Below are 12,830 nucleotides of genomic sequence, written 5' to 3'. Positions count from 1 at the left end.
ATACAAAGGCAGCCCGTTTCATTTTATGCCATGCGGAGGCTGTATGAAGACTGTGATCATCGGCGGGGTCGCTGCAGGGCTGTCGGCGGCAAGCCAGGCAAAGCGACTGTCCCCCGAGTCGGAAGTGATAGTGCTGGAGAAAAGCGGCGACGTCTCCTATGCCGCCTGCGGCATGCCGTACAACCTCTTTTTCAAGGAGAAGCCGGTCGAAAAGCTCTACGCGCTGTCGCTTGAGACCATCCGCAAGGAGCGGGGGATAGACTACCGGTTGCGGCAGGAGGTCACCGGCATCGACCCGGTCGGCAAGATAGTGAGCGTAACCGATCTCGCCACCGGCAGGAGTTACGAAGAGCGCTACGACTTCCTGGTTTACGCCACCGGCAACAGCGCCATCAGGCTCACCGCACCCGGCTTCGACGACAGCGACGTCTTTTGCTTCAAGACGCTCGACGATACCCGCCACGTGAAGCAGTTCATCTACGACAAGGCGCCGAAGCACGCGGTCTTGGTCGGCGCCGGCTACACCAACCTCGAAGTCGCCGACGTCCTCACCAACATGAAGATCAAGCCGGTCATCCTGGAGAAAGCCCCCACCATTCTTCCCTCGTTCTGCGAGGAGGCGAGGGCGAAGGTGATGGACAAGGTGAAGGAGAGGGGAATCGAGCTTTTAACCGGCGTCGATATCGCCGAGAAGGCGGGGGGCGAGGTGCGATCCTCGGCTGGCGTTTTCCCCGCCGACCTGGTGGTGGTCGCCGTCGGAACCCGCCCCAACACCGCGCTTTTCGCCGCGGCTGGAGGCGAATTGGGGACGGCGGGGGCGGCCAAGGTCGACCGCTTCCTGCGCACCAACCTCGACTCCGTCTTCGCCGGGGGGGACTGCGCCGAGCATTACGTCCGGCAACTGGGGGCGAACTCCTATTTCCCGCTGGGCCCTGCTGCCAACAAGCACGGGCGCGTCATAGGGAGCAACGTCGCCAACCCCGACCGCATGATGGAATTCTGGGGGATCGACCAGACCGCGGTCTTCAAGTTCTTTGAGCTGAGCGTCGCCACCACCGGTCTAAACGAGAGGCAGTTGCAAGCGCTCGGCAAGGATTACGTCAAGGTCGCCGTAGACAGCCCCACCCGAGGGGAATTCCCCGGCGGGAGCACCATGCGCGTCATCCTTTTCTGCCAAAAAGGGGACGGGTTGCTCCTCGGCGCCCAGATCGTCGGCGAGGACGTGGTGGCCAAGAGGCTCGACGTGCTGGCGACGGCTATCTACAAGCAGATGACCGTCTTCGAGATCGCCGAACTGGATCTGGCCTACGCGCCTCCCTACTCGCCGGTCTGGGACCCGATCCTCATCGCCGCAAACGTCGCGGTAAAGAAAGTGTGAAAGTCAGGTTTTGGTGCATTGGGTCCATTAGGTCCACCGGCCGGTATAAAACAAACTAGGGAGAAGAACATGAGCGTCACGACATCCAACAGCTACAACACCCTGAGCACGCTCACCGCGGGCGGGAAGAGCTACCGCTTCCACTCGTTGCAGGCGTTCGAGCAGAATTCCGGCTTGGACATCTCGCGGCTTCCGTATTCCCTTAAGATCCTCCTGGAGAACCTGCTGAGACGGGAGGACGGGGTGGTGGTCAAGAGGGAGGACATCGAGGCGGTGGCCCGCTGGGACGCCTCCGCCGAACCGGACAAAGAGCTCCAGTTCATGCCCGCTCGCATACTGCTCCAGGACTTCACCGGGGTTCCCGCCGTAGCGGACCTGGCAGCGATGCGATCGGCCCTGGCGCGTCTGGGGGGGAGCCCCTCACATATCAACCCGATGCAGCCCGCCGACCTGATCATCGACCACTCGGTGCAGGTGGACCTCTACGGAACCACCGGCGCCCTCTGGGGGAACTCCTCCATCGAGTTCGAGCGCAACCACGAGCGCTACCAGTTCCTGCGCTGGGGGCAGTCGGCCTTCAGGAACTTCAGCGTGGTCCCCCCCGCAACCGGCATCTGCCACCAGGTAAACCTCGAGTACCTGTCGCAGGTGGCTATGGTGGCGAAAACCGGGGAGGAGGATTGGGTCTTCCCCGACACGCTGGTCGGGACCGATTCCCACACCACCATGATCAACGGCCTGGGCGTAGTCGGCTGGGGAGTAGGGGGGATCGAGGCGGAAGCAGCCATGCTGGGGCAGCCCTGCTCCATGCTCATTCCCCAAGTGGTCGGCTTTCGTCTGACCGGCGCGCTCGCTCCAGGCGCCACGGCAACGGATCTCGTCCTTACCGTGACCCAGATGCTGCGCAAGAAGGGGGTGGTCGGCAAATTCGTGGAATTCTTCGGCCCCGGCGCCGCCTCCCTCAACATCGCCGACCGGGCCACCATCGGCAACATGGCGCCTGAGTATGGCGCCACCATCGGGGTCTTCCCCGTCGACGGGCAGACCACCGAATACCTGCGCCTGACCGGCAGGGGGGACATCGTCCCGCTGGTGGAGGCGTATTACCAGCAGCAAAAGCTCTGGCACGATGTGAACCAGCCGGATCCCTCCTACAGCGACATCCTCGAACTGGACCTGGCCCAGGTTGAACCGTCCCTCGCCGGACCGATGCGCCCCATGGACCGGGTCAACCTGAAGGAGGTACGGGGATCGTTCCGAAAGCAGCTGATCACCCTGAGGTCCCACGACGCCGCCCGCGTCGACAAGGAAACCATGAGCCGGTGGCTAGGGGAGGGGGGAGCGCCGGTGACCGTCGCGCCCGAGTTGATGGAGCACCCCGACAAGTCGCTGGGAGCGCTGGGGCACTGCGTCCCGGTGCGCCAGCCCGACGGCACCGCCTACAACCTTTGCCACGGCTCCGTGGTAATCGCCGCCATCACCAGCTGCACCAACACCTCCAATCCCTCGGTTATGATAGGGGCCGGTCTCTTGGCGCGTAATGCGGTGAGGCGTGGTTTGCAGGTGCGCCCCTGGGTGAAGACGAGCCTCGCTCCCGGCTCCAAGGTGGTCACCGACTACCTGGCCGCCGCAGGGCTCACGCCTTACCTGGAGGCGCTGCGCTTCCACCTGGTCGGGTACGGTTGCACCACCTGCATCGGCAACAGCGGCCCCTTGGCGGAGCATATATCCGGCGCCGTCGTCAAGGGGGACCTCGCCGTAGCAGCCGTTCTCTCCGGCAACCGCAACTTCGAGGGGCGCATCAACAGCCATGTCCGGGCCAACTACCTCGCCTCGCCGCCGCTCGTCGTCGCTTATGCGCTGGCCGGCAACGTCAACATCGACCTCACCCTGGACGCCATCGGCACCGACCCCAACGGCGACCCGGTTTACCTGAAGGACATCTGGCCCAACGAACAGGAAGTCGCGCAGCTGGTGCAAAGCTGCGTCCATGCCGAATCCTTCTCTCGCAACTACGCAGACGTCTTCCAGGGGGACGAGCAGTGGATGGCGCTGCAGGTGCCCACTGGCGAGCTGTACCAGTGGCAGGAAGGTTCCTCCTACATCAAGGAGCCCCCTTTCTTCGCCGATCTCACAAGGGGGCCGCAGCCTGTTCAGGACGTGAAGGAGGCGCGGGTCTTGGCCCTTTTGGGGGATTCCATCACCACCGACCACATCTCTCCGGCAGGATCCATAGCGAAGGATTCGCCTGCCGGGCGCTACCTCATCTCCCTGGGCATCCAACCCAAGGAGTTCAACTCCTACGGCGCGCGCCGCGGCAACCACGAGGTAATGGTGCGTGGGACCTTCGCCAACACCCGCATCAGGAATCAGCTGGTTCCTGGAGTGGAAGGGGGCGTAACCAAGTGCTTTGTCGGCAACGGCAAGGGTAACGGGCAGATGTCCATCTTTGATGCCGCCGAGAAATACCGTGCGGCCGGCGTGCCGCTGATAGTGATCGCCGGCAAAGAGTACGGCACCGGCTCCTCCCGCGACTGGGCGGCCAAGGGAACCAAGCTCCTCGGCGTGAGAGCCGTCATCGCCGAGAGCTTCGAGAGGATTCACCGTTCCAACCTGGTCGGCATGGGCGTTCTTCCCCTGCAGTTTCTGCCCGGCGAGAACCCGGCAACCCTGAGATTGGACGGCACCGAAAGCTTCGACCTGGAAGGGCTGTCGGAAGTCGCGCCTGGGCAGCAGCTGCAGGTCAACTATCGGAATGTCGATGGCGCGCAAGGATCGTTCACGGTACAGGTGCGGATCGACACCACCAACGAGCTCGATTATTACCGCCACGGCGGCATCCTCCCCTTTGTGCTCAGGCAGTTTTTGAAGTAGTCGCGGCTTACGAGGGGACAATGGCAGGGGAGAGGGAAGCGAAAGGGGACAGGCACCTGCGGAGCCAGTCCCCTTTCTATTGCCAGGGGGACTGGCTCCGCAAGGTGCCTGTCCCCCTTTTCTTTGTCCCCCTTTCCTTTCTATCCCCCTCATACTCTCGTTCCTAAGGCCCCGGGGGACAGGCACCTGCGGAGCCAGTCCCCCTCCCAGCCCCTGCCTCTCGCCCCCCAAATTTTCCTCTTGACCACACATACCCCATGGGGGTATCTTCGGCTTATCGAAAGAATACCCCCATGGGGTATCACAAAGCATAAGGAGGCGCCATGAGCCAGTCGCCCAAAAACAAAATGACCACGCGCGTAAAGCGGATCGCCGGACAGGTGGCGGGGATCGAGCGGATGCTGGAGGAAAAGCGTTATTGCGTCGACATCCTCAACCAAATCTCGGCAGTCCGCTCCGCCTTGGATGCGCTCGGCGTCGAACTCCTGACCCGCCACCTGGAGAACTGCGTACTCGGCCAAGGGACCGACAGCCAACACGAATCTGCCAAACCGATGTCGCAGCAGGCGCTGCTTGACGAGGTAAAGACCGCGCTGTCGCGCTTTTTGAGGTAACAAGGGAGGACCAAGAGATGTCGGAAAATAACGTATTACAAGACCCCGTCTGCGGCATGGACGTGCGCGAGGACGCGCCCCACAGCGCGACCAATGCCGGTGTCACATACAAGTTCTGCTCCGCAGGGTGCAAAGAAAAATTCGAGGCGAACCCGGAGAGCTACTTAACGACTAAAACGCCGCCTGCTGTCGAGGCACCGTCAGCGGTTGCCACGGCAGCGCCAGAGCATGCCGAGCAGTGCGAATTCCCGCTTTTGGGAATGAACTGCGCCGGATGCGCGGGCCGCATCGAGAAGACGCTTTCCGGCTCCCCCGGCGTCGCCAGGGCCGCGGTCAATTTCGCCACCACCCGGGCCACTATCAAATATGACCCGCAGGTGACAAGCCCGCAGGCGCTCAAACAGGTGGTGCGGGACATGGGGTACGACATCCTAGAGACGGGAAGCGGCGGGGCAGAGACCGACGAAGCGGAGCTTCTGGAAGCGCAGTCCAGGGTGCACGAGGAGCAGTATCTGAAGAACCGCGGCAAGTTCGTGGTCGCCCTCGCGCTCACCATCCCCGTGGCGGTTCTTGCCATGGCCGGACATCTTGTTCCTTCCTTGGCCGACGCCTTCAATTTCCCGGGCCGGGCCTGGGTGGAACTCGCGCTGACCACGCCGGTACTTTTCTGGGCGGGCCGGGAATTCTTCACCGGCGCCTGGAGCGCCGCCAAGCACCGCGTCGCCGACATGAACACCCTGGTGTCGCTGGGGACGCTTTCCGCCTATCTCTTCAGCGTAGTGGCCACCGTTGCGCCGCAATGGCTGAGCGCACGAACCGCAGCGGCTGGACACGGGCACGAGGGGGCGGTCGGCGTCTACTACGAGGTCGCCGCCATCATCGTCACCCTCATCCTCATGGGACGCCTTCTGGAGGCGCGCGCCAAAAGCAAGACCAGCGGCGCTATCCACGCCCTCATCGGCCTGCAGCCGAAGCTGGCGCGTGTGCTGCGGGACGGCACCGAGCAGGACATCCCCATAGCCGAGGTGCAGTTGGGCGACACCATCCTGGTCCGGCCCGGCGAAAAGGTGCCGGTGGACGGCGAGCTGGTCGAGGGTTCTTCCACGGTCGACGAGAGCATGCTGACCGGCGAACCGCTTCCAGTGCGCAAAAGCGAGGGGGACACGGTCATCGGCGCGACCCTCAACAAGACCGGCTCTTTCCGCATGCGCGCCACCAGGATCGGCAAGGACACCGTGCTGCAGCAGATTGTGAGGCTAGTGCAGCAGGCCCAGGGGACCAAGGCCCCGATCCAGCGACTCGCCGACCTGATCGCCAGCTACTTCGTCCCGGTGGTCATCTCGCTCGCCATCGCCACCTTCGTGGTCTGGTTCGACGTCTCGCCGCCGGATACCCGGCTCAACATGGCGGTCTTGACCTTCGTCTCGGTGCTGATCATCGCCTGCCCCTGCGCGCTCGGGCTCGCCACCCCAACGGCCATCATGGTCGGCACCGGGCGCGGCGCCCAGGGAGGCATCCTGATAAAGGGGGGGGAGGCGCTGGAAACCGCGCACAAACTCACCACCATCGTTCTCGACAAGACCGGCACCATCACCAGCGGCGTCCCCTCGGTTACGGACATAGAGACGGCAAACTTCGAGCGCCAGGCGCTGATGCAGTTGGCGGCGGCCGCCGAGGCGGGAAGCGAACACCCGCTGGGGGAGGCGATCGTTCGCTACGCCGACGAGAACGGCCTCGAACGCCTTTCCGCCCGCGATTTCAACGCCATACCTGGCCACGGCATCGAGGCCACCGTGGACGGTAAGAGGGTAGTGATCGGAACCGCGCTGCTGTTGCAAAAAGAGGGGATCGTGGCCGACACGAATGCCGCCCACCTGCTAGCGGACCAGGCCAAAACCCCCATTTTCGTTGCAGTCGACGGTGCCTATGCCGGCATCATCGCCATAGCCGACCCCATCAAGGAAAGCTCGGCCGAGGCGGTAAAGAAGCTGCACGACCTGGGGCTCGAAGTGATCATGCTGACCGGAGACAACCGGCGCACCGCCGACTCCATCGCGCGGCAGGTGGGGGTGGACCGGGTGGTCGCCGAGGTGCTCCCCGACGCCAAGGGTGAAGAGATCAAGAAGCTGCAGGCGCAGGGGAAGGTGGTCGCCATGGTCGGCGACGGCATCAATGACGCCCCCGCGTTGGCCCAGGCCGATGTGGGCATCGCCATGGGGAGCGGCACCGACGTCGCCATCGAGGCGGCCGACATTACGCTCGTCCGCGGCGACCTGAACGGCGTCATCTCCAGCATCGCGCTGTCCAGGGCCACCATCGCCAACATAAAGCAGAACCTCTTCTTCGCCTTCGTCTACAACATCATGGGGATACCCATCGCGGCAGGGGTCCTCTATCCGCTGACCGGCTGGCTCTTGAGCCCTATCATCGCCTCGCTTGCCATGGCGCTCTCCTCGGTCAGCGTAGTCACCAATGCCCTGCGCCTGCGCGGGTTCACCATAGAAAGGGGGTAGAGAGAATGGACCTGACCCAGATAACAGTCACTATCGCCGGGGCGGCGCTCATCGCGCTCAACCTCTGGTTCTTTTTCGGCAAGAAAGAAGCCGGGCATGCTAGTGCGAAAGAGAAGGGTGGGCTTTACGCCTGCCCGATGCACCCCTGGATCACCAGCAACGACCCGACCGCCGATTGCTCCATCTGCGGCATGAAGCTGGTCAGAAGCGACGAGGTCGGGAAGTAGCAGGGATATCCGGAGCTGTGGAATATTCTGCTGCGGCCCGTAGAATATTCCCCCCGCCCAGTCCGGCTACCCGTCGGTTGCGGGCTGTAGACCTACGTGGTATCACGGCGTTACCTCTGCGGTGATCCTTGGCACGACAATTGATAAAGATCATGCCGTAGTCGTTGATAGAGGGGTGCTGCGGGGTTAATGGGTTGGCTCCGCGGCATCTCCCTCACCCACCTTCGCGCTGAAGCGCTACGGTGGGCAGGCCCGCCCTGCGGGCACCCTCTCCCAGTGGGAGAGGGGATGGACTCCTCCAACTCTCCCTCGCCCTATGGGAGAGGGTCGGGGTGAGGGAGCTTGAAGCCTGAGAAGGCAGGGACGGGGAACCATTTAACATCCGTTACACGGAGACACGATGAAACTGCACACGATATCAATCAACAATCTGAAGCGCCGCAAGGCAAAGATGGCCTTTCTCACCATCGGCCTCATGGTCGGGATCGCCACCATCGTCACCCTGGTGACCCTCACCAGGTCGATGTCCACGGACATCGAGCGCAAAATGGACGAGTTCGGCGCCAACATCCTGGTCACTCCCCAGAGTAACGGCCTCTCCATGAACTACGGCGGCATCAGCCTGGGCGGGGTTACCTTCGACCAGCGCGAGATCAAGGAAGAGGACCTGGCGCAGATCCGCACCATCAAGAACCATAAGAACATCTCGGCCATCTCTCCCAAGGTCCTGGGCGGAGTCAAGATCGGCAGTCACGACGTGCTGCTGGTCGGCGTGGACTTCGCCAGCGAACTGAAGATGAAACAGTGGTGGCAGATCTTCGGCAACGCCCCCAAGGGGGACCACGAGCTTCTCCTGGGTAGCGACGCCTCCAACGTCCTCAACGCCAGCTCGGGCGACAGCATCCAGATCAAGGGCGAAACCTTCAAGGTCGCCGGCGTACTGAACCAGACCGGCTCGCAGGACGACTCGCTGGTCTTCGCCTCGCTCCCCAAGGCACAGAAACTCCTGGGCAAAGAAGGAAAGATCACCATGGCCGAGGTGGCTGCGCTTTGCTCGGGCTGCCCCATCGGCGACATGGTGACCCAGATCGCCGAGAAGCTCCCCGATACCAAAGTCTCCGCCATCCAGCAGGTGGTCGAAGGGCGGCTGAAGGCGCTGGACCACTTCAAGCGCTTCTCCTACGCCATGGCCGCGGTCGTCGTCTTCATCGGCTCGCTCATCGTCTTCGTCACCATGATGGGCAGCGTCAACGAGCGCACCACCGAGATCGGCGTCTTCCGTGCCATCGGTTTCCGCAAGAGCCACATCATGCGCATCATCCTCCTGGAGGCAGCACTGGTAAGCCTCCTGGCAGGGCTCTTAGGCTACGCCGCAGGGATGGGCGGGGCGAAGCTGGCGCTCCCCTTCATGGCGGAAACCAAGAACGCGCAGTTGGTCTGGGACAGCACTGTCGCCTTCGGCTCGGTCGGCCTGGCCATCCTGCTCGGCCTCGTGGCGAGCCTTTACCCTGCGCTGCACGCCAGCAAGATGGATCCGACCGAGGCCCTCAGGGCTCTTTAAAAAGAGGAAAATATGGCACTCATTGAGATCAAGGATGTGAAGAAGCAGTATCAGACCGGGTCGGACATGGTCGAGGCCCTGCGCGGCGTGGACATCAGCATCGAGGCGGGTGAGTTCATCACCATCATGGGGCAGTCCGGCTCCGGCAAGAGCACGCTCCTGTCGGTCCTGGGGGGGATGAACCATCCCACCAGCGGCGAGGTGGAGATGGCGGGGGTGAAGCTCTACCAGCTTCCCAGCGAGAAACTGGCCGATTTCCGTGCGCAGAACCTGGGTTTCGTCTTCCAGTCCTTCCACCTGATCCAGTATCTGACCGCGCTGGAGAACGTGATGCTGCCGCTCGCCATCGTCAAGATGAGCACTGCAGCAAAGAAGGACGCCGCCCGCACTGCTCTGGAGCGTGTAGGGCTTGGCGGCAAAGCGGACCGGCTCCCTAACCAGCTCTCCGGCGGCGAGCAGGAAAGGGTCGCCATCGCCCGCGCCATAGTGAACAACCCGCACATCCTGCTGGCGGACGAGCCGACTGGAAATCTTGACTCCAAAACCAGCGAGGAAGTCATGGCGCTATTCCGGCAACTGAATGAGGCGGGCCAGACCGTGGTGATGGTCACTCATAACCCGGAAAACGGCGCTTACTCCGATAGGACCATAAGCTTGAGAGACGGCCTGATCAGCGCATAAGGCTCACATTCGTCTGGAGCAGTCAGGACGGATACACCAAAGTTGCGTCACAAGGAAGATCTGGAGAATGCTGGCTGTGACAAGAGCCAAAGTTCTTTCAGATTTTTCTTTTTTATCCGACAAGAAATATTGACCATGTACTGCGACATCGGCCTCAACATGTATAATATTCAACTGTTACTGCGGAATATCCTTCTGGTACAGCTTTCAGACTAAAGCAAAACTATTCAAAAACAACAACTTGCCCATCCGGCACAGTTCCTGCTCTTAATAGTCGCACCTACTGTTATAGATCCTGGAGTCATCATGAAACACCGGCTTTTATCGTTCTACCTATTGCTGGCTCTCTTTCTTCCGGTCGCAACGACCCACGCCGAGCCGGCCCCGCCCGTAGAAAACCTCTCGTCTCTCATCGAAAACGCGCTTGCCAACAACCCGGAATTGAAGTCCTCCGCCGCGCGCTGGCAGATGTACCGAAGCCGGGCTGCCCAGGCGGGGGCGCTGGAAGACCCGATGCTCATGTTGAAGATCCAGAACGGCATCGTTACCAACCCGCTTAGTTTCACTGCGGACAGCATGACCCAAAAGGTGATCGGCATCAGCCAGCAACTCCCCTTCGCCGGCAAGAGGAAGCTCAAGGAGGAGATCGCCTCCAAGGAGGCTGAAACCTACCGCTGGAGCATCGAGGAGCGCAAACTCGAGCTGACCCGGATGGTGAAGGAGGCCTACTACCAGATCTACTTCACCGACAAATCGCTTGGCATCCTCGATAAAAACATCAAGATCATCGACGACTTCATTACGCTGGCGCAGACCAAGTACTCGGTGGGGCAGGGGGCGCAGCAGGATATCTACAAGGCGCTCCTGGAGCGCTCGCGCATGCTAGACATGAAGATCACCTTGGAACAGCAGAGAAGGAGCCTGGAGGCGAACCTCAACTCGCTTTTGAACCGTCCGCAGTCCACGCCGGTCGGGCGGGTCGCCGACTTCAAGCTCACCCCGCTCAGTCAGACCCCAGAGCAGCTTTGGGGCACGGCCGAAGCAAACCGCCCGCAGCTGAAAGCGCTCAGGGCCCAGATCGAAAAGGGGAGGGCGGGGCACGAACTTGCCCGGAAGGAATCCTATCCCGACTTCAACGTCTCCTTCGAATACATGCAGCGGCAAAGAGCGATGGGGAGCGACGGCTCCGACATGTACTCGCTCGGGGTGACCTTCAACCTCCCGATCCAGAAGGAGCGGCGCCAGGCGATGGTGGCCGAGTCCTCCTCCGAGATAACCATGGCCGGTGAGGAACTAGCCGGGGTTAAGAACACTATCACCGCCGGCATCGCCGACCTGCTGGCGCAGATGGACCGCCGCAAGAAGCTCGTCGACCTCTACAGCTCCGGGATCATCCCGCAGGCGTCCGAGTCGCTGGAAAGCGCGGTGATCGGCTACCGGGTCAACAAGGTGGACTTCCTGACCCTGCTCGACAACCGGGTCACCCTGTTCAACTACGAGCGGGAGTACTACGACTCGATGGCCGACTACCAGATGAAGCTGGCGCAGCTAGAGGCGCTGATCGGCAAAGAACTCTAAAAAAATCCCGACCACGAGGTATTGATATGAAACAAAGTGTCAAGGTTGCAATCCCGATTGTCGTTATCCTGGTGGCCGCCGTTGCCGGCGGCGGCTATTACCTGGCACAGAAGAAAAATCCCCCCGCAGCTAAAGACAAGGCGGCGCAGGGGCCGGTGCTCTACACCTGCGCGATGCACCCCTTCATCATCAAGGACAAGCCGGGAACCTGCCCCATCTGCGGCATGCAGTTGATCAAGAAGGTCGAGGGAGCCCAGGCGAGCGCCCAGGAGCAGAAGATGCTGGGGCACGTCTCACTCTCTCCCACCCAGGCGGTCATGGCCAACGTGGCGACCGTTCCGGCCGATTTTGCACCTCTCTCCAAAGAGATTAACGCGGTCGGCATCGTGCAGTACGACCAGTCCAGACAGGCGAAGGTCACGGCCTGGGTGGCGGGGCGCATCGACAAGCTCCTCGTCAACACAGTCGGCGCCTACGTTTCCAAGGGGCGACCGGTAGCAGAGATCTACTCTCCCGATCTGGTAGCCGCGCAGCAGGAGTATCTCCTAGCCCTGAAGAGCCGCGAGCAGTTCCAGAAATCCTCCATACAGGCGATCTCCCAAGGGGGAGACGGGCTCGTTTCTTCCGCCCGCCAGAGGCTGAAGCTCATGGGGGTGAGGGACGAGCAGATTGCAGGGCTGGAGAAGGCCGGACATCCCAACATAAAGCTCCCCATTTACACCCCCCTCTCCGGTGTGGTGATCGAAAAGATGGTCCAGGAAGGGCAGTACGTGAACATGGGGGAGCCCCTTTTCAGCATCGCCGACCTCTCCAGCGTCTGGGTCGAGGTCGAGGTGTACGAGAATGAGTTCGCCTTCGTGAAGGTGGGACAGAGGGTCGAGATACTTTCCCAGTCGTATCCTGGCAAGACCTTCTCCGGGCGGGTCAGCTTCATCTATCCCTTCCTCGATCCCAAGACCCGTACCGTCAAGGTCAGGGTGGACCTGGCGAACCCCGGCTTGAAGCTCAAGACCGACATGTTCGTCAACGCCCAGATCAAGGCGCCGCTTGGCAACACGCTGGTGGTGCCGGCGACGGCGCTGATGGACACCGGCAAGCGCCAGGTCGTCTGGGTGGAGTCGCAGCCCGGCATGTTCGAGCCGCGCGACGTGCAGGTTGGCGCGCGGGTGGGGGACAAGGTACAGATCCTCTCCGGCTTGAAGCGGGGGGACAAGGTCGCGGCTTCCGGCGGTTATCTGATCGATTCCGAGTCGCAGCTCTCGGCAGGGAGCGGTGGCGGCGGCCACGAAGGGCACGCAGGAGGAGCGAAAGCTCCCGGCGGCACAGCCCCCGGAGCCGTTGCTCCGGCCGCCCCCAAGAAGGGCGGCGGCATGAACATGGATGACATGAAAATGTAGCAAGAGG

General features: G+C 62.0%; 9 protein-coding genes. All 9 read left to right on the top strand.

What is annotated here, in order from left to right; translation table 11 throughout:
- Positions 1-43: 43 nt before the first annotated feature.
- The 9 genes from GBEM_RS10885 to GBEM_RS10845 all read left to right on the top strand — a co-directional run bounded on the left by GBEM_RS10885 (position 44) and on the right by GBEM_RS10845 (position 12,823).
- The gene (locus GBEM_RS10885; protein ID WP_012530608.1) at positions 44-1,378 is read left to right on the top strand and encodes an FAD-dependent oxidoreductase; all 1,335 of its coding nucleotides are present in this window, start codon (positions 44-46) and stop codon (positions 1,376-1,378) included.
- Between the two features lie 69 nt (positions 1,379-1,447).
- Positions 1,448-4,252, top strand: a complete 2,805-nt coding sequence (gene acnA / locus GBEM_RS10880) for an aconitate hydratase AcnA (protein WP_012530607.1) — start codon at positions 1,448-1,450, stop codon at positions 4,250-4,252.
- Positions 4,253-4,575: 323 nt separating this feature from the next.
- Positions 4,576-4,866: a metal-sensitive transcriptional regulator gene (locus GBEM_RS10875; protein WP_012530606.1), complete on the top strand. Its 291-nt coding sequence runs from the start codon at positions 4,576-4,578 to the stop codon at positions 4,864-4,866.
- Positions 4,867-4,883: 17 nt separating this feature from the next.
- Positions 4,884-7,379, top strand: a complete 2,496-nt coding sequence (locus GBEM_RS10870) for a heavy metal translocating P-type ATPase (protein ID WP_012530605.1) — start codon at positions 4,884-4,886, stop codon at positions 7,377-7,379.
- A 5-nt stretch (positions 7,380-7,384) separates the two neighbouring features.
- Entirely contained in the window at positions 7,385-7,606 is a 222-nt protein-coding gene (locus GBEM_RS10865) for a heavy metal-binding domain-containing protein (protein WP_012530604.1), read from the top strand.
- A 400-nt stretch (positions 7,607-8,006) separates the two neighbouring features.
- Positions 8,007-9,167: an ABC transporter permease gene (locus GBEM_RS10860; protein WP_012530603.1), complete on the top strand. Its 1,161-nt coding sequence runs from the start codon at positions 8,007-8,009 to the stop codon at positions 9,165-9,167.
- Positions 9,168-9,179: 12 nt separating this feature from the next.
- Positions 9,180-9,848: an ABC transporter ATP-binding protein gene (locus GBEM_RS10855; RefSeq protein WP_012530602.1), complete on the top strand. Its 669-nt coding sequence runs from the start codon at positions 9,180-9,182 to the stop codon at positions 9,846-9,848.
- A gap of 306 nt (positions 9,849-10,154) precedes the next feature.
- Entirely contained in the window at positions 10,155-11,426 is a 1,272-nt protein-coding gene (locus GBEM_RS10850) for a TolC family protein (protein WP_012530601.1), read from the top strand.
- Between the two features lie 26 nt (positions 11,427-11,452).
- Positions 11,453-12,823, top strand: a complete 1,371-nt coding sequence (locus GBEM_RS10845; RefSeq protein ID WP_012530600.1) for an efflux RND transporter periplasmic adaptor subunit — start codon at positions 11,453-11,455, stop codon at positions 12,821-12,823.
- Positions 12,824-12,830 lie beyond the last annotated feature (7 nt).

The sequence above is a fragment of the Citrifermentans bemidjiense Bem genome (assembly GCF_000020725.1).
In the GTDB taxonomy this organism is placed as follows: Bacteria; Desulfobacterota; Desulfuromonadia; order Geobacterales; family Geobacteraceae; genus Geomonas; species Geomonas bemidjiensis.
This window is presented reverse-complemented; position numbering and strand designations above follow the sequence as displayed.